Genomic DNA, 25,847 nt, shown 5'->3' with positions numbered 1-25,847 from the left:
AATGTTCTGAATCATTGGATTGTTTACCTTTGCCTATAAAAAAATTTTATTGTTACTTCATCATAAACATCGCATTGTTTTTCCTAGAAAAAAAGATGTAAGCCTAACCTACATCTCTTTTTAACATTTGCTTGTCTGCGTTTTTTATTTTTAGGTTTACATAAAGTAAGAAACACTAACTTTTATTTAACCTCTGACCTTCTTTATAACAAGTCAATTATTGCTCTATCTTGTCTCTATTTTCTTGATATCGAAATCGATACTTACCTTTTCCATGTCCTGACACTGGTTCAATGATTCCATGCTCTGCCATTTCACGTAAAAGTTCTGAACATCTTGTCGGCTTTAAGTTGAGCAAGCGTTGAACATCTGATCTTCCAAAGAACAACTGTGCTTTCAATGCTTTTTGTAACGTATCAATATGTGAAGCGGTTTTTGCTGTGAACACAGATTCAATGTTCGCTTTTTCTTCTCCAAGATTCGTTTTTTTCAACCCAATGTTCGCTTTTTCCATATCAATGTTCACTTTTTCTCGTTCTTTGAAAATTCTACTGATATGCATTGTCCGGTTATGTAGTGGATTTGTTTCGTCTAAAAGAAGTTATCGTACTTTTGTACTTGAACACTACGGTAAATCCAAGCTGACAGCGAAGCTTGTTGATAAATTTCGTGAAGATGTAGCAAATGGTAAAATAAAACTGTAAATGCCTATGCCGTTATGCTATGAGCATAGTACATAGCATAACGGCTTCTCTTTCGTTGAGCTAGCAAGGAGGGTGAATATGTCTTTATCCATACAAGAGCGATTAAAAGACCTACGTGTGGAGCGTGGCTTGACGCTGGGGCAGCTTGCGGAGCAGACCGGGCTTTCCAAGTCTGCGCTGGGCAGTTACGAAACGGAAGACTTCAAGGACATCAGCCACTATGCCCTTATCCGGCTGGCGAAGTTTTACGGTGTGACCGCTGATTATCTGCTGGGGCTGTCTGAAATGAAAAATCACCCAAACGCCGATCTTGCAGACCTGCGTTTGAGTGATGAAATGATTGACCTGCTGAAAAGCGGGAGGATAGACAATACCCTGCTGTGTGAGCTGGCGGCGCACCCGGATTTCCCCCGGCTGATGGCTGACCTTGAAATCTATGTGAACGGAACGGCACTGAAACAGGCGCAGGGTGCAAACGCCATAGTGGACACGATGAGCGCAACTGTTATAAAAAAGCATAATCCTGGCATGAGTGATACGCAGTTAAGACAGCTTATCACCGCCCATATTGATGAGGACGAGTTTTGCCGCTATGTGATACAACGGGACATAAACGGGATTGCCCTTGCTCTGCGGGAAACACACAAGGACGATTTTTTCAGCGTCCCAGAGGATAACCCGCTAAAAGAAATGCTGGAAACTGCTGGTGAAATCGTCAGCCAGGACAGCGACACGGAACAAGCGTACTTGGCGTTTATCTGCAAACGGCTCAAGCTGAATTTTAGGAAGCTGTCAGTAGAAGAACGGAAGTGGCTGAAAAAGATTGCGGAAAAATCCGACTTGCTGAAGAATCCAAAACCGCAGAGAGGACGAAGATAAAAAATGCCTGAACGGCGGTTCTGGTTTTTCAGAACCACCATCCAGGCATTTTGTTTAGTAATAGAAAAAGGTGCAGTTGATTATTGCGTATTGTCAATCTCTCTCAAACCGGGTAGTAAAAATACGGCAAGCGCAACGATGATAATGCCAATTCCGCAAATGACAAACCATTTCTCAACTCCCAGCCGCTCCGCCAGAGGCCCGGAAATGACAAGGCCAAACGGCATGGCGAGGGAAGCGGCGCTTGTCAGTAGAGAAAAAACTCTCCCCAGATATTCTGGTTTGACCGTTTCTTGAAAAATCGCATTTTGCACACCGTAAAATGGAGCGGAAATTCCCATAACAGTACAGCACACAACAAAGACAAGAAATGCGTCTGGCGGCAAAAGCCCGGAGAGCATATTGCTAACGCCCATCAGGAGAACGGAAAGACCGATGGTGTACCGCCGTTTCTTAAAACCGCCCCAAATGCTCAGAATGACTCCGCCAAGCAGCATACCAACCGCAAAAGCAATTTCAGCGGCAGAGGCATGGGCCGGTGTTCCTTTGAAGTATGACATACAGATGAGAGGAAAAAGCGTACTGATTGGCATATAAAAGAACATATAAATTACACCAATCCAGAGCAGAGCAAAGAGGCCCCTGTTTTGCTTTAATACCACATACCCCTCTTTCATATCCTGTAAAAACTGTTGTCTTTTCGTTTCTGGACATAGTTCAGGCGTTGGTATGGACGAAATCGCAACAGTCACACAGGCAAGGATTGCACCCACAATATCTAACAATATAATTGCATTAAGAGGCCAAACAGCATATAAAAACGCTGCGGCAGCTGGACTGATAATCGCACTTACTGCTTGCATGGTCTGCGTGTAACCAGCGCATTTTGTAAGTTCCTCTTTTGGCACAATCATAGGTGTTGCTGCGCTGAATGCTGGAGAATGAAAAGCAGTTCCCGCACTTCGGATTAACAGGACAACCATAATAGACCATACGGGCAATTCCATGTAAAACGCCACCAGCGCCAGAATACCGCCAGCGGCGGCAATTATCAAATCCGCACCAATCATTACGCTTTTACGGCTGTGCCGGTCAACAAAAGCACCTGCAAACGGGCCTAAACAGGCTTGCGGCAAAAATCCAATCAGTGTTGCCGCCGTCAATATGATTGCAGAATTAGTTTTCGCAACCAAATAAAAGATAATGGCCATTTGCAAAATACCGCTGCTAATAAAGGATATTGCTTGTCCGGCAAGAAGTGTAAAATAAGTTTTTCTCCATGAATTGTTGTTTTGGGTCATAATGCGAACCTCCTTTTTTATTGCATTGTTCCTTTGTTTCTGCAATAAAAAGCAGGCGTTGTCCCACAGAGAGGGCAGACGCCTGCATAACAACAAAGCACGAAAAAACACCACGATACAGTTCAAAGACTGCTCGTGTCAAACCTACGTGTTCCTTTGCATACGCACGCAAAAAAAGCCCACCATCATGTGGAAAGGTACTTCTACTTTTTATTGCTTATTAGCGTACACAAATTAACACACGTAAGCCTCCTTCCAATCTCAAACTGTCGCACAGTATAACACACATCCGATAGACTTGTCAACCATTTTTAATCTTGTTTTCCATCTTGTTTTTCCATCTCTTACGGGCAGTAGCAAAGCCAGGCGTCAGCCCATTCATTTCAGCCTTGACGGTTTCCTGCCGTCCTGCTACTTTTCCCGGAGTGTGGCCACACATCTGGTCACGGTGTCCAGAGCTTTGGGACTTTTTGTCCCATAGGCCGGGGGCGGAGGACGAGGGACGGGGGCTTTCATAATACGCCCTGTCTGCTGCTGAAATCAGCCCTTTGTTTCCGGCTTACCAGCCCCAAACAAAGCCCTGCTTTCCTGCCGCGTCAAATGCCCTTGCCCTCCCCGGCGGCAACGGTATTTTCAGGGCAACGCCGACAGAGCGTATAACACACTACACTTTGCTCCGCAAAGTCGTGTGCCAAATGGGGCGCTGCCCCCTTTGGAAACCCCCGCAACAAACAGGTGCTATGCACCCAGCCGGGAGCATAGCGCCGTTTGTTGTCAGCAGCCCGTTTCACGGTCTGCGTGTAGTTCCTTGTAAACTGACCTAAGATTATGTAAAAACAACTCAAGGTACTCTGTCGTTTCGTGAATACCGTTTTTTAAATCATTATAGTTTGCCCGAACCAATGCATTTCTAAAATACCAGGCGTTCTTGGCAAAAATATCATTGGTCACTTCGAAACCTAGTGTCCGTAAATACTTGATAAAAAACACTGCTGTCGTTCGCGTATTTCCTTCACCAAACACGTGAATCTGCCATAGTCTAGACACAAATAGTGCAAGGTGATGAATCATTTCATTCATCGTCAAATTCTTATAGGAAAACATCTTTTCCTGTGAAAAATCGTAATCAAGCGTTGCCTGTAACTCCGTAGCACTTCCATATAGTACGGTTGCGACATTTAATACCCATTCTTTTTTCGTAATGTTATAGTCTCGAATACATCCAGCATGAGAATAAATTCCAGTAAACAACTTCCTGTGAATGGAAAGATACTCATTTGGTGTAAAGCTGAACGCTTTTTCTGAAAGTAGTCTCGCAATTCGAGCAGCGACTTTATCCGCTTCCTCGGTGCGATCATTTAAATCAGAAACCGGATTCTGCTCATAATAACTTTGCAAAAGCGCTTTGGCTTGCTCAAAGGTAATTTCTCCTTCAATATTGCGAACAGCCGTCTGTACTAAATAGTTTGACGTTTTGAGTCCGTCAACTGCCTGCAAGCCAATAGCCGTATGCCACGCATAACCCTTGTCCCGTTTTCCCGGCTCTGATTCTTTCATATATTCTTCAAACGGATCTCTATTCACAACGTATCACCTCACTGCCTGTTACAAATATTTATAAACGATTATCTTTCTACTCTTTTTCAATTTCTTTGCGCTTATAGAAATCTTATTCAAAACTTACCTGCATGAATACATGTCCTATATAAAGTATCAATAATTTATCATATTGAACGTACTTTTCGCTTCACTTAAAAAGAGATGTAAGCCAAAGCCTACATCTCTTTTTAACATTTACTTATCTACGTTTTTTATTTTTCGGTTTATATGGAGTCAAAAGCACTAAGCTTTCCACATGTTTTGTATAAGGGAACATATCCACAAGTTCCATCACTTGACCACGATATCCATTTTGCGCAAATTGTCGTAAGTCACGAGCTTGCGTTTTTGGATCACAAGAAATATACAGAATCTTTTCTGGTTTTAAAGAACAAGCGGATTTAATAAATTCCATACTTGTCCCAGCGCGTGGTGGGTCAAGGATAATCGCATTATATGGTTTATGGTTGCGCGCTGCTTCTTGCATAAAGCGAGTCGAATCCATCGCTAAAAAGCGAATATTTTTAATATGGTTTTGTTTTGCGTTAAAGCGCGCATTTTCAATGGCCTGTTTATTAATTTCGACACCAGTCACTTGTTTACAAGCGTCTGCTAAAGATAAACCAATTGTTCCTACACCACAATACGTATCGAGAACTTCATCTGTTGGTTTTAAATCCAACATTTCTTTAGCTAAGTTATAGAGCACTTCGCATTGGTCATGATGGATTTGGTAGAACGATGAAGAATCGAATGTGATTTTCATGCCACAAAGTTCATCGGTAATTTTGCCATCACCATATAACAACAAAGTTTGATCTTGCATAACGATGGATGTATCGCGAGAATTGACATTTTGAACAATTGTTTTGATCTGTGGGAATTTTTGGCGTAAAGCATTGACCAAATTTTTGCGTGATGGAAATTCTCTTGCGGCTGTGACAAAGACAACCATCACTTGATCCGTTGCCTTAGCATAACGAATCATGACATGTCTTAATAATCCAGTTCCTGTTTTTGGAGAATATAACTGGATTTTCATCGAGTCGACTAAAGTTGTGATTTCGTCGAGGATTTCATTCACAATTCTAGGTTGCATCTTGCAGCCTTTTGAGTTGATCACACGATGGGATTTTGGGACATATAATCCGCTATAAACTTTCTTATTGCGATCTTTAGCAAAGCCATAAATCACTTTGTTGCGATAGCTAACAGGAGATTTTGCCATGTGAACTGGATTAACATTCAAATGTAATTTATTTTGTTCTAGCAAATCACAAACTGCTTGATGTTTGAGTGCTCCTTGTTTTGCATATTCAATTGGAAGATATTCGCATCCTCCGCATAATTTTCCTACTGGACATTTCATATTTATTTACCTCCAGATTTTCTATTGTTTAAAGTGAATGGTCATTGGCCATTCAAATCCTTTTTGTTTCAACCTTGTCCCTTGATCGGTTCAAGTTTATTTTTGCACATTCTCATTTTTGCGCAATGTTAGCATTATAACGAAATCCATTTCGATTCGGAATGAATGTTTCTCACTTCATTGTAAAATGTGCTGATCCATATATATAGGTGTTTTTTTCGTTGCCAAACAATCGATATTTTTTACAAAAATTTTTCAATTTATGGGGAGATTATCACATCGATTTTACCCTATTTAGTCTATAATAGAGAACGAAAGTGAGGTGACCCCAATGTTAAATAATGATGATCCAGCTCCGGATGCGACATTTGTGTTGATTGGGGTTCAATTGACTCACAAATATTTTTCTTTGTAAATGATTGAATATTTCTTTGTGGATGAACATCCATTTTACTGATCTCTTGGATATTGAATATCACAGAGCTATTCATCATTTTCCCTTTTTGTTTGTCTTTTTCAATTTTAACCCCAACGAAAAATCGAATGTATTGATCGGATTAAGCCGATCATACTTGCGATTGATCTTTCCTATATTCTTTCTAGATTTGAAGTCTTAAAGATCGACACCAATGATCTAGATTCAAACTAGATTTTTATGCAAAACCCGATTTCAAAATGATTTGTTTTTGTCCATCTAGCACTTTTCTCGACAATCAGTCTGATCTGCGCTTATCGCAGCACAAGATGAACAATTGGAACATTTTAATTTGAATTCTCGGTTTTCTGATGATGCACAATTGTTGAAAGGAGAAGAACGATGACAGAACAACAAACTCCTGCAACAAACACCCTTCAGCAACAGCGTCCAGACTATGAAAATCAAATTCTCGATTTGATTCAAAAAACGTTATCTCCAAAAGCATTGCGCGAAGAACTAGAAGCATTCCACGCTAACGATATTGCGATCGCCTTCACAAAACTTGATGACGCAAGTCGGGATAAGCTTTTTAAACTTCTCGATACGGACCGCTTAGCTGAAATCATTCCATATTTAGAAATGGATGAGCAGGTGGAGTACTTAAATGAGATTAACATCAAAAAAAGTCTTTCCATTTTATCGGAAATGGAACCGCAAGATGCAGGTCAAATTTTAAAGCGTCTATCCAAAACTAGACGTGATGTTATTTTCGAACTACTTGATGCGGATACTCGAAAGATGATTAAGCGAATCAACGCCTATAGTGATGAAGAAATTGGTTCGCAAATGTCGACAGATTTTATCAAAATCCCTCATTACTACGATATCAAAGACACTATGCGCGCTTTGCGCAATCAAGTTCGCGAAACAGATACGGATAACTTATCTATTCTTTATGTCGTCGATGAAAATGATCTTTATTATGGTGCCATCCGCATTCAAGATTTATTTGCAGCTCGCGCTGATTCGACCGAACTTGAAGATATTATCGAGGTCAACTTCCCGATCGTTTATGCTAACGAAACGATTGACTCCTTGATGGAAGATTTAAAAGATTATGCCGAAGATTCCATCCCTGTTTTAAATAACGATAACCAAATCGAAGGGATTATCACAAAACAAAACTTACTGGAAGTTTTTGCTCGTGAGATGGATGAAGACTACGCTAAGTTAGCCGGTTTATCTGCTCAAGAAGACTTAGACGAAACGACATTCGAATCCATCAAAAAACGTACACCTTGGCTTTTATTATTGTTAGTTTTATCCCTTTTAGTTTCGGGTGTCATTTCTCTATTCGAATCCGTCGTTGCCAAATTAACGGTTGCGCTTGTCTTCCAATCTTTGATTTTGGACATGGCCGGAAACGTCGGAACCCAATCTCTAGCCGTTTCTATTCGTGTTTTAGCGGATCCAAACGTCACGAAAAAACAAAAATTATATTTAATTGGTAAAGAAGTTAAAACCGGTTTGACCAACGGGGTTATTATCGGAAGTGGATCCGCCGTTGTTTTAGGTGCATTCATTCACTTCTTTAATGGCTTTGCCTGGGATCAATCTTATGCGATCGCAACATGCATTAGTTGTGCGATGGTCGTTGCGATGGTGATCTCTTCCTTTACTGGAACGGTCATTCCAATTTTCTTCCAAATGATCAAAGTTGACCCTGCTGCAGCTAGTGGTCCATTGATTACAACTTTAAACGACTTGATTGGAGCAACCACCTACTATTCAATGGTTTGGTTCTTCTTAATTCAAGTGATGCAATTATAGAAAGGGGTGTAGATGATGAACGATTTAAAAGAAAAATTGGATGCAAAACAAGATCTTGAACAAACCCATTCCAATGAACTTATTGAATCCAAAACTCAAGATAAAACAGAAACAAAAGAATTAGAAGAAGACGTCATCCACTCTCGTCCTGACTATGAAAGCGAAATTTTAGAGTTAGTTCGTAACGTCAACTCCCCTAAACTTTTACGAGAAAAACTCGATGAATATCATGCTTATGACATTTCTGAAGCATTCAACAGCATGACTTCATTTGAACGTGAAAAGCTTTATAAAATGCTCGATACAGAACAACTTGCTGAAATTATCGAGTATATGGATGATCAAGATCAAGCTCGCTTTTTAAGTGAGATGAACATCCGTAAAGTCATTGCCATTTTCAATGAAATGGAAACAGACAAAGCAGCCGACTTATTAAAAGGATTCGATAAAGAAAGAAGCGAAATCATTCTTGAATTATTGGAACCTGAAGTTCGTAAGAAAATTTCTGTGATCTTCTCTTATGATGAAGATGAGATCGGTTCAAAAATGACAACTAACTACATCGAAGTTGCCAAAGGATTAACCGTTCGCGAAGCTATGCGTGATTTAATTCGCCAAGCTCCAGAAAACGACAATATCACCACCATTTATGTCCATGATGAAAATGGGATGTACTATGGTGCTGTAAACTTAAAAGATTTAATTATCGAAAAACCAGATACGCCTTTAGAAGAAATCATTGTCACAAGTTACCCTTACTTATATGCCAATGAACCTATTGATAAAGTCGTTGAAGAATTAAAAGACTATAATGAAGACTCCATCCCTATTTTGAACAATGACAACTTGTTATTAGGGGCCATTACTTCCCAAGACTTGTTAGAAGTCATGGATGAAGAAATGGGAGAAGACTACGCCAAGCTTGCCGGTTTAGTCGCTGAAGAAGATTTAGAAGAATCTTTATCTCAATCTTTAAAGAAACGTTTACCTTGGCTTGTCATCTTATTATTCCTTGGCTTAATCGTTTCCGTAGTCGTTTCCTTATTTGAAGGTGTCGTGGCTCAATTGACCGTCATCATGGCATTCCAGTCCTTGATTCTAGGGATGTCCGGAAACGCCGGTACGCAATCACTAGCCGTAACGATCCGTGTTTTAATGGATGAAACATTAGATCGCAAACAGAAGTTCTCATTAATTTGGAAAGAACTTCGCGTCGGGATTACCAATGGGTTGATCATCGGTCTTGTTGCTGGTGCATCACTTGGTGTATATATCCACTTCTTCAAAGGTTATGTTTGGGATCAAGCTTATGCGATTTCCCTTTGCATCGGCGTTGCTTTGTGGGTTTCCATGGTTATCTCTTCTTTAACAGGAACCACAATTCCATTATTCTTCAAAAAAATTGGTGTCGATCCTGCCGTTGCCAGTGGACCATTGATTACAACAGTCAACGATATGGTCGGTGTCGTTACCTACTATGGACTAGCTTGGTTATTCCTTTTACAATTCTTGCATCTAGCATAGTCCAAATCTTCATGATTCAAATGTATGCAGAATGGATGATTTCTCCATTCTGCATTTTTATTATTGATCAAAGTGAACTGTTGATTCTCGCAAAATGTAACCCATTTAAGTTTTATTTCATAGAATCCATACTTTATTTTTCAAAGATCCCATAAAATACGATAAATAGGTTTAAAATTAAAAAAAGACATTACACAAAAGGAAGGTGATTTGAATGATAGAAAATGAAAAAGAACGAATCATTGAGAGCATTCATCTTAAAGAACGTGCCATTCAAAAAGCCGAAAATAAAATCAAAAGCTATACCGAATTAAAAGATCAAGAGACCAATCCACTTAAAAAGTGGATTGAATCGATGGTGATCACTCATTATAAACATGTTATTGAAGATACCGATGAAGAGATTCAAAAATTAGGCGTCGAACTGCAAATCACGCTTGAAGTCATTGCTTCCAAACAAAGGGATTTGGATATGATCGAGCAAAAAAAGCACTTTCTTTTGCCAACAACATTGCCTGATCCAAATTTAAATTTAGAAGAACCGAAGAATGAACAAGATTGGGTAAGTAGCTTATCGAATGCGATTTCTTCTTTTATCACTAAAACAAGTGCGAATTTGAACAAAGCTTCTTCTCATGTTATTCATCATAAAAATGATGCCAATAAAAAAGACACGCCAGACTTCAAATCCTAATCTTAATCCATCGTTCCCGATCCAAAATTTATTCTCAATCAAGAAAAAATGCTATGCAAAAGGATTTTCTCATTGCATAGCATTTTTGTTTTCCCCATTTAAAGATAAGTTTCGCCTATTAACGACACGCAAATCCATTGTCCTATAACAATCTTTGTAGGTTAAGCAAATGGGCATTTGTAAAGAGCTAGTTTGAAAGTTTGTTTTCTAATAAAACTGCCGGAATGGAAACTGTATAAATCGATAAAAGACTTTTGATCACTGTTTCTTTATCTTGTTTCATCCTATTTTTAACCCATTCAATCAAAATACCTGCGGACGCTTCTGTATAAAACGCTGCTAAAAAGTTTTTGAATTGCGGATCCACTACAATTTTCAAATCGTATTCCCCTTCTTCAATCGCTCCATAAATCACATCAAATAAATCATTATAGAAAAAGCGTTGAATCTCTTCATGGCCCATAGAATCTAAAGCACTGTTAATAATGTCTTTATTTTCATCCGCATATGCCATAACAAAGCGTAAGGCCTCTTCCGTATTGACGACCAAATCAAAATTCTTGACCACTTCTATCGCTTCTTGTTCCAAAGTCCATTTCAAAAGATCATAGATGTCTTCAAAGTGATAATAAAACGTCTTTCTATTGATCTGACAGACATCACACAATTCCGTAATAGTGATTTTAGAAAGTTGTTTATGCTTCATTTCCTGTTTCAGTGCTTGGGCAAGCGATTGCTTGGTTTTGAGTGACAATTCTTCATTGGTCATTGTGTTTTTTCCTCCACATTTACCTGGCAACTTATTACACAGCTGACTGATAAATTTTTCTACGGACAATCATAAAGCTTTGTCCAATATTTTCTTCATCAGATGCCTAGATTTGTCCCATATCTCCCATTTGCATAGTATTTGCCCGTTTTATCTATTGAACTACATGGCTATATTAAAGGCCGTAATAGAAAGAATGGAGGAAAAAGATATGTTCACTTGTATCAAGCCTGTATGGGCAAGCGACAACCCCAAACTCAAAGAACGCTTCGCCGATACATCTAGATACAATTTTTACGATCAAGCTTTGTTCATAAAGGCAACCATCAATCCGATATGTGACTATGCCTGGCAAAACTTAATCCTAAAAAGTTATGCAAAACACGCTGTAAAAGAATTGGTTTGCAAGATGGATAAACATCAAAAAAACAACCATAACTTCTACTCCTCTAACAACTGGAACACACCCGATCACAACGGCCTCTATCTTGACCATATGATCCAAAAGATCGCAAGGACACGATCTATTCTGGTCAGGCAGGTATGATGATGGACACCTTATTTTTTAGGAAAGGAGCGATGGCGTATGTTTAATCGCGACTACGATGTCAAAATGCGAACACCTATTGGAGCTCGATATGGAACGATGTCCGTTTCCATTGAGAACAACAAAATCAAAGGTGTCCTCGTCATTTTGAAGAAATCCAACCCATTTTCCGGAAACATCGATGAAAATGGCGACTGTTCGATCAAAGGAAAAGTAACAACACTCATGCGAACGATTCCTTATCACGCCACTGGCCGAATCACCAAAGAAAAAATGGATCTACAACTCAAAAGTGAACATGAAATCTTTGATCTTTCCGGCACAGCTTCTGCTCATGTTCCAACCATAAAAAAGGAGGAAAGCATATGAGAAAGTTTTTTGAGAAGATTGTAAACAACCCCAAAAAGATATTGATTAGTTTTCTAATGTTAGCACTCATTGGTGCTGGCTTGCAAAGCATGGTCAAAGTCAATTATGACTTAACTGATTATCTACCAGCCCAAACAGCTTCTACTGTCTCTTTAAAAACGATGGAAGATGAATTCGATGGTGGAATTCCTAACGCCCGTGTAATGGTTCAAAACGTTACCATTCCTGAAGCTTTGGAATACAAGAAAAAAATCGCCGACTGCCCAGGTGTTAGCGATGTAATGTGGTTGGATGATGTAAACGATATTCTGCAACCTATTGAAACGATGGATGCCGATACCGTGGACACTTACTACAAAGATAAAGCCGCGCTTTTTACCGTAACGATCGAGGATGGCAAGCAAGTTGAAGCTGTCGATGCCATTCGGGCGGTAATTGGCGACAAAAATTCACTGACCGGCGATGCTGTTTCTACAGCAGTTGCGACCGTGGGAACAGTCAATGAAGTAACAAAAATTGCTATCTTTGCGGTTTTGTTCGTTTTTTTGATGCTGATTCTCACTACGACTTCTTGGGTAGAACCGGTTCTTGTCATGTTAGGACTTGGTGTAGCGGTCATGATCAACTCCGGCAGCAACTTAATTTTCAAGGAAATTTCCTTTGTGACCAATGCCGCAGGATCTATTTTACAGATCGCTGTATCGTTGGATTATTCAGTGTTCTTAATCCACCGATTTGAAGAATGTCTAACCGAAAACCCAAATCCTAAAGAAGCGATGGTCGATGCCTTGTGTAAATCGACAAGTTCAATTCTCTCAAGTGGGCTGACCACCGTCATTGGATTTTTCGCTTTAATCTTCATGCAATTTGAAATTGGACCAGATCTTGGACGAGTGCTTGCCAAAGGTGTTGCGATTAGCTTAATTGTCGTATTTGTCTTTATGCCTGTCTTGATTTTAGCCACTCAAAAATGGTTACAAAAATCCAAACACCGCAGCTTTTTACCAAGCTTCAAAGGCTTTGGACGATTTGTCTACCGGCTTATGATCCCTATGGTTTGTGTATTTATTGTGATGATCGCGCCAAGTTATCTTGCTTCCAACGCCAACGATTATTACTATGGCGCATCACAAATTTATGGACCTAAAACTCAGTTAGGACAAGATACAGCCGCTATTGAAGATCTATATGGCAAAAGCGACACCTATGTAGCGATGGTCCCTCGTGGCGATTTCGCTACTGAACAAAAACTATCCCATGCCCTTCATGATATTCCCCAAGTCAAAAGTATCCTCTCCTATGTCGATACTGTTGGAGCGGAAATTCCTATGGAATATCTAGATCAAAAAACAGTTTCAAAGCTGATCTCTGATCATTACAGCCGATTCGTCATTACAGTAGACGCTGATTATGAAGGTAAAGAAACCTTTGACCTCGTCGAAAAAATCCGAAACACCCTGAATACATATTACCCAGACTCTTACTATCTAGCCGGAAGTGGCGTAAGTACTTATGACTTGATGGATACCATTACTGCAGATACCGTCAAGGTTAATATGATTGCCATTGGCGCAGTATTCCTTGTACTTCTGTTGACGATGAAATCTATCTCCTTGCCTGTAATTTTAGTATTAGCAATAGAAACGGCTGTTTGGATTAATGTGGCCATTCCATATTTCCAAGGAAACACTGTTTTCTATATCTCTTACTTAATTATCAGCTCAATTCAACTTGGAGCAACAGTGGACTACGCCATTTTATTCACCGAACGTTATACCGAGTACCGAGAAAAGATGGCAAAGAAAGAGGCAATTATCAATACTATAGCAACAGTAACGCCTTCGATTATGACCTCGGGTACCGTTCTTGCAGTAGTTGGATTCTTACTTGGAAATCTATCCACTCACGGCGTACTTGCCCAATTAGGAATGTTTTTAGGAATTGGAAGCTTGCTCTCCCTGTTCATTGTCCTATTTGTATTACCAGGATTTATGTACTTACTGGATGGCTTTATCCAGCGTACAACTTTACATTTACAGTTTTATAAACCAAATCATGAGGAGATTGCGAAATGAAACGATTAAATCGAGTATTACCTTTAGCACTTGCGAACTTGCTCATTTTGAATTCAACAATGCCAGCATTTGCTGCCCAACCAACAAAAAAAGCTCCTTCTGAAAAAGAAGAAGTGATCTACATTACGCTAGATGCCAACGGAAAACCAAAAAGTGGCTATGTCGTCAACAGTTTTTCCAAAGGAGACATTACCGACTATGGCAACTACGATTCGGTAAAGATGTTAAACACTAGCGATCCGATTAAACAAAATGGAGATACGATTACCTTCTCTACCTCTGCTCCAAAAGCGTATTATGAAGGAAAATTGAAAGATACAAAAATCCCTTGGAATATTTCTCTACATTACTATTTGGATGGGAAAGAATACCCGGCAAATGAGATTGCAGGAAAAAGTGGAAAACTTAAAATCCGTTTTCAAATTACGAAAAACGCGGATTGCAAAGGCTCCTTTTATAACGATTATGCCCTGCAAACCAATTTCACATTGGATACAAAACAATGCAGCAACATTTCAGCAAAAGAAGCAACAGTTGCCAATGTCGGAAGCAAAAAGCAATTGACTTATACAATCCTTCCTGGCGAAGGCATTGATACGACCATTACTGCTGATGTAAAAGATTTTGAAATGCCTGCTGTGGCCATCAATGGGGTTCATTTGAATCTGAATGTCAAAGTCAACGATAAAGATCTCAAAGGCAAAGTCAATGAATTGATCGGTGCTGTAGATCAGCTCGATAATGGTGCATCAGCAATTTCCGGTGGTTCTGAAAATCTATTAACCGGAAGTTCTCAATTAAAGAATGGTGCATCCTCTTTGAAAAGTGGAATTTCCTCTTTGGATAATGGCGTAGTTACATTGCAAAATGGTCTAACTACAGTTCAAAACGGATTGGATACCCTCAACTCAAAATCAGAAAGTCTAACTTCTGGTTCAGCAAAATTTAAATCCGCGTTAACGACAATCCAATCAGCAGTTAACTCTGTTTCTGTAACAAATAAAGATTTATCCGAACTGACAAAAGCCTCCGGCCAAATCAAACAAGCGATCAGTGATCTTTATGATGGAGCAAACACTTTGCAATCAAGCCTTGGTTATTCTCAATATGCAGCAATCATGGCTCAAAATAGAGTGGATCTTAATGCCTTGCTTGCAGGAAATTCAAGTGCTGCAGCTTCTCTTCAAGGAATTGAAGCACAACTAGATGGTCTTGCTGCATCTAATCCAGACGTAGCAGAACAGGTTGCCGCTATTCAAGGTCAATTATCCGCCGCATCAAGCCAAATTTCTGGCTTATTAAATGGCAACAGTGCTGCTATTGAAGGCATGCAAAGCTATTTGAATGGCATCTCCGCTAAAGTACCTGCACTTACTCAAGGTCTAACGACCTTAAATACGCAATATTCGACCTTTGATAGTTCAATCAGCCAACTTGTCAATGGCCTAGGCAGTATGACGGGAAACCTGTCTACGTTAGCAAATGGAATTAATCAACTTGTATCGAATTATGAAACTCTAGATACCGGTATTAATGACTACACGGATGGTGTAGCACAAATCGTAGCAGGATACACACAAGTCATGAACGGCGTATCTTCTTTAGCTGAAGGTAGCAAAGAATTAGTATCCGGTTCTGGCGAATTGTATGACGGAACCGTAGAATTATACGATGGCGTTGCAACCCTTTGCGATGGTGCCCAAGAAATGGCCGATGGAACTAGTCAATTCCGTTCCGAAACATCCAATATGAACAGTGATGTAGATAAACAAATCGACAGTCTTTTGAATTCCATCGGTGGAAATATGGATAACCCTACTTCCTTCGTTTCTGATAAAAATACCCATGTCGATTCAGTACAATTTGTGATTTCTACAGAAGCGATCGAAGGAGAAAAAAAGACTGAAGAAGTAGTGAACCAAGAAGAAGATCTTTCCTTTTGGCAAAAACTGCAACAATTATTCAAAGGTGACCAGGAAACAAATAAATAATCTTATTGAATTTAAATAAAACATGCAGATGTGTCTTTTTTAGGACAGAGATAGCTCCATATTTCGGAGCCATCCCTGTCCTTTTCTTATTTTTCTGTCAATCATTGTACGTCCAGAACCATTTTATCCAATCGTGCCAGAAGGAGTATGTTCTGCTGCATAGATCGGAAAGGATGACAATCCAGAACTGATCATCATCACGCCCGTTATGCATAGCGCTAATAATTTTGGCTCTATGGAAAATCGTGTGGGATTATCTATAAATCAAGCTGATCGATAACGACTCATGTCAATTAATTTCAAGAAGAAATATTCGTCATCTCGAAAACCATAAGACATTCTTCGAACCGTTTTGATTCTATTATTGATCCCTTCTATTTTGCCATTAGACAAGCGTAGAATCGCATGACTAATCAATCCATTCCAGTGTTTGAGGATTAAGTTAGAGAACCATTTAAAATGTTCATTCTTTGTCGCATTACAGATTTCTACAATATGCGTAAGATGATTTGCCATTGTATTTTCGTCACTTGTCGCATATGCCTCTTTTAGTTCTTCTTTAATGAGATCTATGGCGAAAAACAGTTCGTTCTCTTTCAATAGTTGTTTATATTTCTTCATTAACCCGCCTTTGCGAATTTTTGGTTCTTTTCGAAATAGGACATGACCAGAATCAAGAAGAGTTCCTTGACTCGCTAACGCATCCTTCCTTTCAAGTGTTTCTGGAGAGGATAGAAGAATATATCGGGTTTGTTTTAATGAACGAGCCTTACAAAGATTACCTTCTTCTATTAAGCGGCGCTGCTCGTCTTTTCTGACCATAGAAATGACCTTGTCATTAAAGTTTTTGATCAAATGAAAACGATCATACACAACCTGGATCCATGGACACTTTTCATGGAATGCCGAGTAGAAATAGGCATTCATATCGCAGCTCACCGCTTTAACGTGGCGCATCCAGTTGTATCCTACATGGTTGATAAAATCATATACAATCTGTTTTTTCTTTCCAAAAGCGATCCATAGGATATGTCCTGTATCCAGATCGATAATATGAGTGGCATATTGATGATGGTTATGAAGTTTAAATTCATCAATGCCTAGATAACGAGAATACTCCATAGGTTTCTTGAGTTTGCGATGAGATCCATCTTCTGTCGTGTAGAGCTTTGAGAGACGATCTTTATCAATCGCTTTTACAGTATGTGGATCCACTCCACAGATCTGTGCGATCTTTTTAAGCGATAAATCGTGTCGTTCAAGATGATAGGTGATCTGTTTATAAAGATCAGTGGTCATTCTATGATTGGGGCATTCATAAGGGATCTGCTGCACATGGGTTTTATGGCATTTTGGACATTTGAATCGAGTAACCTTCACAAAAATTCTGCAAGTTGAATTTCCCTTGGATTCATGCTTGAGTACTCGAGTGATTTGACCATGAACATGCATCGTCGTTTTACAACAAGGGCAAACAGAATCTTCTGGAGTAATGAATTGTTCACCATAAATATGATAAAAAAGTTGTCCGGAATCGCTGACGATTAGATCAGTTGTTTGATTGATGAATCCAGTCAGTGATTCAGGATAAACAATAGCCCCAGGAATAGTTTGACTGATCGTCACAGAACAGTTAGTATGCATATGAGATCTCCTTAAGTTGTTTTGTGGTTATTACAATTTTAAAGAGATCTCTTTTCTTTTGCGAAAAAAGAGATTTAAACTTTTAATCCAAAAGACAAATCCCACACAGTTTTACTTAGAACCATAATTTTCGTAATTTTAGATGTATCATGTTTTCCTTTCTAAGCCATACCTGGCTATTTAGTCCTTCTCATTCAAACCCTCATCTTAACCACCTACTTTCCGGCACAAAAAAAGCGCCTTGATTTCTCAAGACGCATGTAGCAAATTTGCCACAACTTTATACCTCCATTTTATTTCAACTTTACAGAAAACGAAGCCATTTCATAACATTTTTTCAAAGAGACCAACAAATCATTGTTCTAATTCTTTTGTTTCTTCTTGAATTTGCAATGATTACTTTTCTGATTCATTCGCAAAGATCCAACTAACCATCCCATCACCTGTATCAATACTCATCAGCCCCTGAAAACTCATCATATGAATACAACCATGATCCGCAGTGTTGATTCGATCAATTCCTAATGTATTTAATCGTTCTAAAACTTCAATACTCGGATGACCATAGCGATTTTGATAGCCACTACTAATCAGAGCGAGCGTAGGACTAGTTTGTTCTAGAAATGATTTGGATGAGCTAGTATTTGAACCATGATGGCCAAGCTTTAAAATATCGCTATCCACATTGTATTGTTCAATCAATTTCGACTCGATCAAACTCGATGCATCTCCTGTCCACAAATAACGAAACCCATCATATTGGAATGCACATATAATACTCTGGTCATTGGGCTCTTCAATATTGCTCAAGAAATCACGATTTTCGAGTAAAAGTTCAAAATCATAGCCTACTTCGATTTCATCTTTTTGATTTTCATCCACAATGACATGTTCTACTGAATAATGCTCACATAGCGAGTCTACAGATCCACTATGATCAAAATCATCATGCGTCACAATCAATTGATCCACGTGATCAATTTGGAGAGCTTTTAGCATCGGAATAATGAGTTTTGTCGCATTATCTTTATTGAGTGTTCCTGCTGCATCAATCATCGTCACACTTTTTTGAAAAGGTTCGACGATAATTGCACAATCTCCTTGTCCAATATCAAGCTGCCAAACATGAAAAAAGGGATCGAATTGCCAAATCCAGCTATATAACGCTATACTTCCAACTAAACATACAGCTTTATACATCTTCCAATTCCATGTAATCGAGATCAGAAAAGCTATAAATAATATCCGATACCAAAACGGGCTATTTCCTTGAATAGTAAAACTATCCAATGCAATCTCCAATTGACTGATCACTTGCCATAGCCAACTCGCATATTCAGGAATCAATAGTCCAGGTAAACAAATCAGAAAAAACCAACCATAAATTTTACGAATGAATAAAAACGTTCCACAAAATAAAACGTTAAGATGATTCATCCACAAAATTTGGCAAATGGCACACCATACAACATTCATTACCTTTTTCTGTGCTGATTGTTGTTGAAAGTGGGATAAAAACGAAAGTCCAGCTGGTAAAACAAGACAAAGATTGGTGGCCGCAAATGGGCAAAAGTACAAAAAACAAATGACACTTATTGACCAGCGCTCTTCCCATTTTACAAAGATATTGCTTATCGTTGTGAAGATAAATAAGCGAATCAGTGATGGGGTAATTGGAAAATTCAGCATAATAATCAATAAAAAAATACTCATACTCCAACCGAGTTGTTCTCGATACAAAAAGCGGGAAAAAATCTTTTTGAGAGTCGTACAAAGCGCAATCAGTGGTAGGCCTAATTCGTTTAACCATTCAAGTTGTTCTTGATCATTTAAACCATAAAATAACAGACGATAAAGTCCTGAATGATCATGCGCTAATATCCAAGAACTAACTCTCCCTTTCCATGTATTTGTAGCATTCACTTTGTGAAAACTTTTTGCACTTTGCGTAATTCCTAAACTTTTTAAATAGTCAGCAAAACAAAATAAAGGTTGATTATTCTGGGTATGAACAGGTTCAAATTTTTCAATATCAAGTACATCCCCAAGCATAAGTTCTTCTTTTTCATACGTGACAACTTTCTCATTTTCTTTTTGTAAAACCGCATAGCCATTACGTATTGTTTGAACTTCAAACAAACCAGGAGTAGGGGGTTGGGGCTGTTGTAAAATTATCGAGAATACAAAAGTTAAACTGATTGCAAACCATAAACCAATTTTGAAAAGCACTTCTTGATGGTCAAATCTAATCCACAAAAAGAAAGCAATCAAAACAATAAATCCTATTTGTAGAAATCGATCACTGATTTGAGCAATGCACCACAACGCTAAAGCCGCTAAAATCCAAAATGGTTTACAAGCAGATAAACTCTTGTAAAGCCGCGAATTTCTTTTCGCCAATTCCTTTCACCTCCATCAATTGTTCAAGCGTTTGAAATGGTTGGGTTTTGCGATATTCAATAATTCGTTTCGCCATAGCCGGACCAACACCAGGTAGACTCATCAATTGTTCTTCTGTTGCCGTATTAATCGAAATCAAAGGACTCGATCCATCCAGTTCAGTTTTACCCACAACGATCACTTGTCCATTTTCAAGAGATTCCATTTGTGCAAATGGAGATAAATCAGCAATTTGTGTTTCGCCTCCTGCAGCTTGAATTAAATCTTGAATCGTTGCGCCATATTTAAGTGTATAAACGCCAGGATTTATAACTTCCCCTTTAATTTCGGCTTGTATCGTGTCAGGTGCTTGCCTATCTAGTGACATAGGGCGTACTCGCCCTAGCATGCTTGCTCCAAATAAAATGCTAAAGACAAGTACTCCTGCATATCGTTTTATATTGTTCATATCTTGTTATGGACGTAAAACAAATTTTTGTTTGAAAGATAATGAAAATGAATAAAAATTTTAAAAGAAAATAAAAATGCACCCGTAATAGACGGATGCCAATAAAAAGTTTACTTCATGTTTATCTAACTAAAAAAAACTGCCTTGATCAAGGCAGTTTTTCTTTGTCCAGCGGCTTCCTATTTTCGCATTCACTATCGTCGGCGCTAGATGGCTTAACTTCTGAGTTCGAAATGGGATCAGGTGTGACCCATCCGCTATCGCCACTGTACTATTGAATTGTTCCATCGATCTTTCAAAAACGAAGACCAGTATTTACATAACTGTTACAGTTACCTTTTTTCTTATACTCTCGAATCTTAGATGAAGCTTTCGACCGATTAGTACTGGTCAACTCCATGAATCACTTCACTTCCATTCCCAGCCTATCACCTTATCGTCTTTAAGGGGTCTTATTTACCGCAGATCTTATCTTGGGGTTGGTTTCGCACTTAGATGCTTTCAGCGCTTATCCATTCCCTACTTAGCTACCCGGCTATGCCATTGGCATGACAACCGATGCACCAGTGGTAGGTCCATCCCGGTCCTCTCGTACTAAGGACAGCTCCCCTCAGATCTCCTTCGCCCACAACAGATAGGGACCGAACTGTCTCACGACGTTCTGAACCCAGCTCGCGTACCGCTTTAATGGGCGGACAGCCCAACCCTTGGAACCGAATCCAGCTCCAGGATGCGATGAGCCGACATCGAGGTGCCAAACCCCGCCGTCGATGTGAACTCTTGGGCGGGATCAGCCTGTTATCCCCAGGGTAGCTTTTATCCGTTGAGCGACGGCCCTTCCATTCGGCACCGCCGGATCACTAATCCCGACTTTCGTCCCTGCTCCACTTGTCGGTGTCGCAGTCAAGCGCGCTTCTGCATTTACACTCTTTGTCTGGTTTCCATCCAGACTGAACGCACCTTTGGGCGCCTCCGTTACTCTTTAGGAGGCGACCGCCCCAGTCAAACTGCCCACCTGGCACTGTCTGTGACTTTCGTCTACGTTAGGGGTTCAAATCATCAAGGGCGGTATCCCAACGGCGGCTCCTTAGAAACTAGCGTTCCTATCTCTTTGCCTCCCGCCTATCCTGTACATGATCATCCAAAACCCAATACCAGGCTGCAGTAAAGCTCCATGGGGTCTTTCCGTCTAGTTGCGGGTAACCTGCATTTTCACAGGTACTAAGATTTCACCGAGTCTGCTGCCGAGACAGCGCCCAAATCGTTTCACCTTTCGTGCGGGTCAGAACTTACCTGACAAGGAATTTCGCTACCTTAGGACCGTTATAGTTACGGCCGCCGTTCACTGGGGCTTCGGACCACTGCTTTGTCTTGCGACGAACAGATCCCCTTAACCTTCCAGCACCGGGCAGGTGTCACCCCATATACTTCGCCTTACGGCTTTGCATAGAGCTGTGTTTTAGTTAAACAGTCGCTTGGGCCTTTTCACTGCGGCTCTCTCGAGCGCCCCTTCTTGCGAACGTACGGGGCCATTTTGCCGAGTTCCTTGGCAACAGTTCTCTCGCTCACCTTCGTATTCTCTACGTGCCCACCTGTGTCGGTTTTGGTACGGGCCGCAATAAAGTTAACGCTAGAAGCTTTTCTTGAAAGCCGCTCCATGTGCTTCACTACTTTCCGAAGATTTCGTTTACCGTTCACGCTCTGTACATNTTGATCCGGATTTGCCTAGATCTGTACTGCTTCGCTTCGCCCCCAATCCATTAAGGGGGTCACACTTCCCGTCTTTGTCACTCCATCGCCTTTATCACGGGTACAGGAATCTTCGCCTGTTTTCCATCTGCTTCGCCTCTCGGCTATGCATTAGGTCCCGACTAACCCAGGGCGGACGAACCTTCCCCTGGAATCCTTGGGCTTTCGGTGTGCAGGATTCCCACCTGCATCTCGCTACTCACACCGGCATTCTCACTTCCATATCCTCCACAGACTCTCACGATCCTGCTTCAATGAATATGCAACGCTCCCCTACCACTTAATATCTAATTAAATCCGCGGCTTCGGCAGATGACTTAGCCCCGGTACATTTTCGGCGCAGAGCCACTCGACTAGTGAGCTATTACGCACTCTTTCAAGGATGGCTGCTTCTAAGCCAACCTCCTAGTTGTCCGTGCATCTCCACATCCTTTTCCACTGAGTCATCATTTTGGGGCCTTAGCCGGCGGTCTGGGCTGTTTCCCTCTTGAGCATGGACCTTATCACCCACGCTCTGACTGCCAACTATTGACTGACGGCATTCGCAGTTTGATTCCATTCAGTACCCCGGGATGGGGCCATCATGAATTCAGTGCTCTACCTCCGCCAGCTTTCCATTAACGCTAGCCCTAAAGCTATTTCGGGGAGAACCAGCTATCTCCGAGTTCGATTGGAATTTCTCCGCTAGCCACAGGTCATCCGCTAACTTTTCAACGGTAGTCGGTTCGGTCCTCCACAAAGTTTCACCTTTGCTTCAACCTGCCCATGGCTAGATCACCCGGTTTCGGGTCTACTTCTGTCTACTCTATTCGCCCTATTCAGACTCGCTTTCGCTTCGGCTTCGCATTTTCCTGCTTAACCTCGCATCCAAAAGTAACTCGCCGGTTCATTCTACAAAAGGCACGCCATCACCCTTTGACGGGCTCTGACTTCTTGTAGGCATACGGTTTCAGGTTCTCTTTCACTCCGCTTGCGCGGTTCTTTTCACCTTTCCCTCACGGTACTTCTTCACTATCGCTCACTCTTACTTATTTAGCCTTGGCGGATGGTCCCGCCTGCTTCCGACAAGATTTCTCGTGTCTCGTCGTACTCAGGAGACGCTAACGACTCAGTTCGCTTACCTATACGGGAATTTCACCCTCTTTGTCTGTGCTTTCCATCACATTCTAGTTCACTTACCTTTTGTATCTCGCGTTCCTACAACCCCGTATTTCTACGGTTTGGGCTCTTTCCCTTTCGCTCGCCGCTACTCGGAAAATCACTTTTGTTTTCTTTTCCTCCAGCTACTTAGATGTTTCAGTTCACCGGGTTGTTCTCCATACAAGTATGGATGACTGGACTTGACTCCAGCCGGGTTCCCCCATTCGGATATTCATGGATCGGCGCTTTTTTGACAGCTCCCCATGACTTTTCGCAGTCTAATACGTCCTTCTTCATTCAAGAGTGGCAAGGCATCCTCCGTACGCCCTTCCTTGCTTGATCTAATTTCAAAATATGCTTGTTTCGAGATTGTTTTTTACACTATAAGAACTGTTTACTGTTTTTCTGACTTGGTTTATCTTTTCTGATTACCTTCGTAATGTTTTCTACAACTTACGTCAGACCTTCTGTTATGTCTTATACTGATCATTCGTTTTTCAAAGATCGATGGTTGATGATCAAGGTCTCCCTCTCTCACCTTGGAAGATCACTCTTCCAAAACTCAATGACAAACTCACTTAACTCTTCCCTTGTACTTTCTCCTTAGAAAGGAGGTGATCCATCCCCACGTTCCCGTAGGGATACCTTGTTACGACTTAACCCCAGTCATCGGTCCCGCCTTCGACGACTCACTCCCTTACGGGTTATGCCATCGGCTTCGGGCGTTACCGGCTTCCATGGTTTGACGGGCGGTGTGTACAAGGCCCGGGAACGTATTCACCGCGGCATGCTGATCCGCGATTACTAGCGATTCCAACTTCATGAAGTCGAGTTGCAGACTTCAATCCGAACTGGGACATCTTTTCTCGGATTGGCTTGCCTTCACAGGTTCGCTTCCGTCTGTAGATGCCATTGTAGTACGTGTGTAGCCCAGGCCATAAGGGGCATGATGATTTGACGTCATCCCCGCCTTCCTCCGGTTTGTCACCGGCAGTCTGATGTGAGTCCTCAACTGAATGGTAGTAACACATCACGAGGGTTGCGCTCGTTGCCAGACTTAACTGAACATCTCACGACACGAGCTGACGACAACCATGCACCACCTGTCACCGAGATAACCTCTAACATATCTCTATGTCTTTGCTCGGGATGTCAAGGCCTGGTAAGGTTCTTCGCGTTGCTTCGAATTAAACCACATACTCCACCGCTTGTGCGGGCCCCCGTCAATTCCTTTGAGTTTCACACTTGCGTGCATACTCCCCAGGCGGAGGAGTCATTGCGTTAGCTTCGGCACCGAGGTACTACCCCCGACACCTGCTCCTCATCGTTTAGGGCGTGGACTACTAGGGTATCTAATCCTATTTGCTCCCCACGCTTTCGTGCCTGAGCGTCAGTTACAGGCCAGGCGGCCGCCTTCGCCACTGGTGTTCTTCCACATCTCTACGCATTTTACCGCTACACGTGGAGTTCCACCGCCCTCTCCTGTCCTCGAGCATACCAGTTTCCAAAGCCTGTACAGGTTGAGCCCGTACCTTTCACTTCAGACTTGATATGCCGCCTGCGCACCCTTTACGCCCAATCATTCCGGATAACGCTCGCCACCTACGTATTACCGCGGCTGCTGGCACGTAGTTAGCCGTGACTTTCTGGCGAGGTACCATCAAAAGAGAATCATTCCCTCTTCTCTTCCTTTTTCCCTCGCAACAGAGCTTTACGATCCGAAGACCTTCTTCACCCACGCGGCATTGCTCGTTCAGGCTTGCGCCCATTGACGAAAATTCCCTACTGCTGCCTCCCGTAGGAGTCTGGGCCGTGTCTCAGTCCCAGTGTGGCCGATCGCCCTCTCAGGCCGGCTATGCATCATCGCCTTGGTGAGCTGTTACCTCACCAACTAGCTAATGCACCGCAGATCCATCCATCCCCTAAGCCAAAGCTTATTTCAAAAATTTAAGATGCCTTAAATCTTCCTATGGGGTTTTAGACTTCGTTTCCAAAGCGTATCCCCCGGGTATGGGCAGGTTATCTACGTGTTACTCACCCGTTCGCCACTAGCTACCGAAGTAGCTCGTTCGACTTGCATGTATTAGGCATGCCGCCAGCGTTCATCCTGAGCCAGGATCAAACTCTCCATTTGATATTGACTCAAACGCATTTGCGTTTATTTATTTCGTGAAATGATATATTGAAGTATATTAAGTGTTTTTGTTCAGAATCGACGTTGTATAATTTTTATCGAATTTGAATTGTCTGTCATTGAGTTTTCAAAGAGCCATCTGTTTGTGAACTCGTTTGCCTCGTTCACAACGCTCGTTAATAATACGTTTTGCAAATCTGAAAGTCAACCATAATTTTACTTTTTTCTCACAAAATTCGCATTTTCTTTTTTGATCGCAAAAC

The 25,847-nt window shown here is 41.1% G+C and carries 15 protein-coding genes and 3 rRNA genes; 7 read left to right on the top strand and 11 right to left on the bottom strand.

Annotated elements, in window-relative coordinates; all coding sequences use genetic code 11:
* Positions 1-217: 217 nt before the first annotated feature.
* Positions 218-514, bottom strand: coding sequence for a hypothetical protein (locus ALLST_RS0103235; protein ID WP_083922001.1), 297 nt, complete (start codon positions 512-514; stop codon positions 218-220).
* Positions 515-782: 268 nt separating this feature from the next.
* Between ALLST_RS0103235 and ALLST_RS0103230 the strand changes: the two genes are divergently transcribed.
* Entirely contained in the window at positions 783-1,583 is an 801-nt protein-coding gene (locus ALLST_RS0103230) for a helix-turn-helix domain-containing protein (protein WP_002575858.1), read from the top strand.
* An 80-nt stretch (positions 1,584-1,663) separates the two neighbouring features.
* On the opposite strand, the gene ALLST_RS0103225 is transcribed toward ALLST_RS0103230, so the two are convergent.
* The 3 genes from ALLST_RS0103225 to rlmD form a co-directional block, all read right to left on the bottom strand.
* A complete protein-coding gene (locus ALLST_RS0103225; RefSeq protein WP_002584949.1) occupies positions 1,664-2,884 on the bottom strand; it encodes a Mef(A)/Tet(V) family efflux MFS transporter in 1,221 nt (406 codons plus the stop codon).
* Positions 2,885-3,658: 774 nt separating this feature from the next.
* The gene (locus tag ALLST_RS09915) at positions 3,659-4,468 is read right to left on the bottom strand and encodes a Fic family protein (protein ID WP_156816555.1); all 810 of its coding nucleotides are present in this window, start codon (positions 4,466-4,468) and stop codon (positions 3,659-3,661) included.
* Positions 4,469-4,682: 214 nt separating this feature from the next.
* Entirely contained in the window at positions 4,683-5,852 is a 1,170-nt protein-coding gene (rlmD, locus tag ALLST_RS0103210) for a 23S rRNA (uracil(1939)-C(5))-methyltransferase RlmD (protein ID WP_019892615.1), read from the bottom strand.
* Positions 5,853-6,669: 817 nt separating this feature from the next.
* Here rlmD and mgtE (ALLST_RS0103200) point away from each other — a divergent pair.
* From mgtE (ALLST_RS0103200) to ALLST_RS0103190, 3 genes are all read left to right on the top strand, one after another.
* Positions 6,670-8,100 (top strand): magnesium transporter, encoded by a 1,431-nt coding sequence (gene mgtE, locus ALLST_RS0103200; RefSeq protein ID WP_019892614.1) that lies wholly within the window; start codon positions 6,670-6,672, stop codon positions 8,098-8,100.
* A gap of 12 nt (positions 8,101-8,112) precedes the next feature.
* Positions 8,113-9,624 (top strand): magnesium transporter, encoded by a 1,512-nt coding sequence (gene mgtE, locus ALLST_RS0103195; protein ID WP_019892613.1) that lies wholly within the window; start codon positions 8,113-8,115, stop codon positions 9,622-9,624.
* A gap of 214 nt (positions 9,625-9,838) precedes the next feature.
* Positions 9,839-10,318: a hypothetical protein gene (locus ALLST_RS0103190; protein WP_019892612.1), complete on the top strand. Its 480-nt coding sequence runs from the start codon at positions 9,839-9,841 to the stop codon at positions 10,316-10,318.
* A gap of 187 nt (positions 10,319-10,505) precedes the next feature.
* Here ALLST_RS0103190 and ALLST_RS0103185 read toward each other — a convergent pair whose 3' ends face one another.
* Entirely contained in the window at positions 10,506-11,087 is a 582-nt protein-coding gene (locus tag ALLST_RS0103185) for a TetR/AcrR family transcriptional regulator C-terminal domain-containing protein (protein ID WP_019892611.1), read from the bottom strand.
* 586 nt (positions 11,088-11,673) lie between these two features.
* Here ALLST_RS0103185 and ALLST_RS09910 point away from each other — a divergent pair.
* The 3 genes from ALLST_RS09910 to ALLST_RS10975 are packed head-to-tail and all read left to right on the top strand — an operon-like array spanning position 11,674 to position 16,069.
* Positions 11,674-12,003, top strand: a complete 330-nt coding sequence (locus ALLST_RS09910) for a hypothetical protein (protein WP_019892607.1) — start codon at positions 11,674-11,676, stop codon at positions 12,001-12,003.
* Entirely contained in the window at positions 12,000-14,078 is a 2,079-nt protein-coding gene (locus tag ALLST_RS0103170) for an efflux RND transporter permease subunit (protein ID WP_019892606.1), read from the top strand. The genes ALLST_RS09910 and ALLST_RS0103170 overlap by 4 nt, the downstream gene beginning before the upstream one ends.
* Entirely contained in the window at positions 14,075-16,069 is a 1,995-nt protein-coding gene (locus ALLST_RS10975) for a YhgE/Pip domain-containing protein (protein WP_019892605.1), read from the top strand. Before ALLST_RS0103170 ends, ALLST_RS10975 begins: the two co-directional genes overlap by 4 nt.
* A 264-nt stretch (positions 16,070-16,333) precedes the next feature.
* On the opposite strand, the gene ALLST_RS0103160 is transcribed toward ALLST_RS10975, so the two are convergent.
* The 6 genes from ALLST_RS0103160 to ALLST_RS09905 all read right to left on the bottom strand — a co-directional run bounded on the left by ALLST_RS0103160 (position 16,334) and on the right by ALLST_RS09905 (position 25,584).
* The gene (locus ALLST_RS0103160) at positions 16,334-17,713 is read right to left on the bottom strand and encodes an ISL3 family transposase (RefSeq protein WP_019892604.1); all 1,380 of its coding nucleotides are present in this window, start codon (positions 17,711-17,713) and stop codon (positions 16,334-16,336) included.
* A gap of 396 nt (positions 17,714-18,109) precedes the next feature.
* A complete protein-coding gene (locus tag ALLST_RS0103155) occupies positions 18,110-20,113 on the bottom strand; it encodes a ComEC/Rec2 family competence protein (RefSeq protein WP_019892603.1) in 2,004 nt (667 codons plus the stop codon).
* On the bottom strand, positions 20,067-20,480 hold the full coding sequence (locus ALLST_RS0103150; RefSeq protein ID WP_019892602.1) for a ComEA family DNA-binding protein: 414 nt from the start codon (positions 20,478-20,480) through the stop codon (positions 20,067-20,069). Before ALLST_RS0103150 ends, ALLST_RS0103155 begins: the two co-directional genes overlap by 47 nt.
* Positions 20,481-20,727: 247 nt before the next feature.
* Positions 20,728-20,832: ribosomal RNA gene (gene rrf, locus ALLST_RS0103145) — 5S ribosomal RNA — on the bottom strand.
* Positions 20,833-20,921: 89 nt separating this feature from the next.
* Positions 20,922-23,792: ribosomal RNA gene (locus ALLST_RS0103140) — 23S ribosomal RNA — on the bottom strand.
* Positions 23,793-24,057: 265 nt separating this feature from the next.
* A 16S ribosomal RNA gene (locus ALLST_RS09905) occupies positions 24,058-25,584 on the bottom strand.
* Together the 16S, 23S and 5S rRNA genes form the textbook arrangement of a ribosomal RNA operon.
* Positions 25,585-25,847 lie beyond the last annotated feature (263 nt).

The organism is Allobaculum stercoricanis DSM 13633, from assembly GCF_000384195.1.
GTDB classification, from domain to species: domain Bacteria; phylum Bacillota_I; class Bacilli_A; order Erysipelotrichales; family Erysipelotrichaceae; genus Allobaculum; species Allobaculum stercoricanis.
The sequence above is the reverse complement of the archived record's forward strand: the minus strand, read 5'-3'. Positions and strand labels throughout refer to the sequence as shown.

Coding starts and splice junctions, on each gene's coding strand:
- ALLST_RS0103225 (WP_002584949.1), bottom strand. CDS start 2,884: ATGACCCAAAACAACAATTCATGGAGAAAAACTTATTTTACACTTCTT.
- ALLST_RS0103150 (WP_019892602.1), bottom strand. CDS start 20,480: ATGTCACTAGATAGGCAAGCACCTGACACGATACAAGCCGAAATTAAA.
- rlmD (WP_019892615.1), bottom strand. CDS start 5,852: ATGAAATGTCCAGTAGGAAAATTATGCGGAGGATGCGAATATCTTCCA.
- mgtE (WP_019892614.1), top strand. CDS start 6,670: ATGACAGAACAACAAACTCCTGCAACAAACACCCTTCAGCAACAGCGT.
- ALLST_RS0103160 (WP_019892604.1), bottom strand. CDS start 17,713: ATGCATACTAACTGTTCTGTGACGATCAGTCAAACTATTCCTGGGGCT.
- ALLST_RS0103170 (WP_019892606.1), top strand. CDS start 12,000: ATGAGAAAGTTTTTTGAGAAGATTGTAAACAACCCCAAAAAGATATTG.
- ALLST_RS0103185 (WP_019892611.1), bottom strand. CDS start 11,087: ATGACCAATGAAGAATTGTCACTCAAAACCAAGCAATCGCTTGCCCAA.
- mgtE (WP_019892613.1), top strand. CDS start 8,113: ATGATGAACGATTTAAAAGAAAAATTGGATGCAAAACAAGATCTTGAA.
- ALLST_RS0103190 (WP_019892612.1), top strand. CDS start 9,839: ATGATAGAAAATGAAAAAGAACGAATCATTGAGAGCATTCATCTTAAA.
- ALLST_RS10975 (WP_019892605.1), top strand. CDS start 14,075: ATGAAACGATTAAATCGAGTATTACCTTTAGCACTTGCGAACTTGCTC.
- ALLST_RS0103230 (WP_002575858.1), top strand. CDS start 783: ATGTCTTTATCCATACAAGAGCGATTAAAAGACCTACGTGTGGAGCGT.
- ALLST_RS09910 (WP_019892607.1), top strand. CDS start 11,674: ATGTTTAATCGCGACTACGATGTCAAAATGCGAACACCTATTGGAGCT.
- ALLST_RS0103235 (WP_083922001.1), bottom strand. CDS start 514: ATGGAAAAAGCGAACATTGGGTTGAAAAAAACGAATCTTGGAGAAGAA.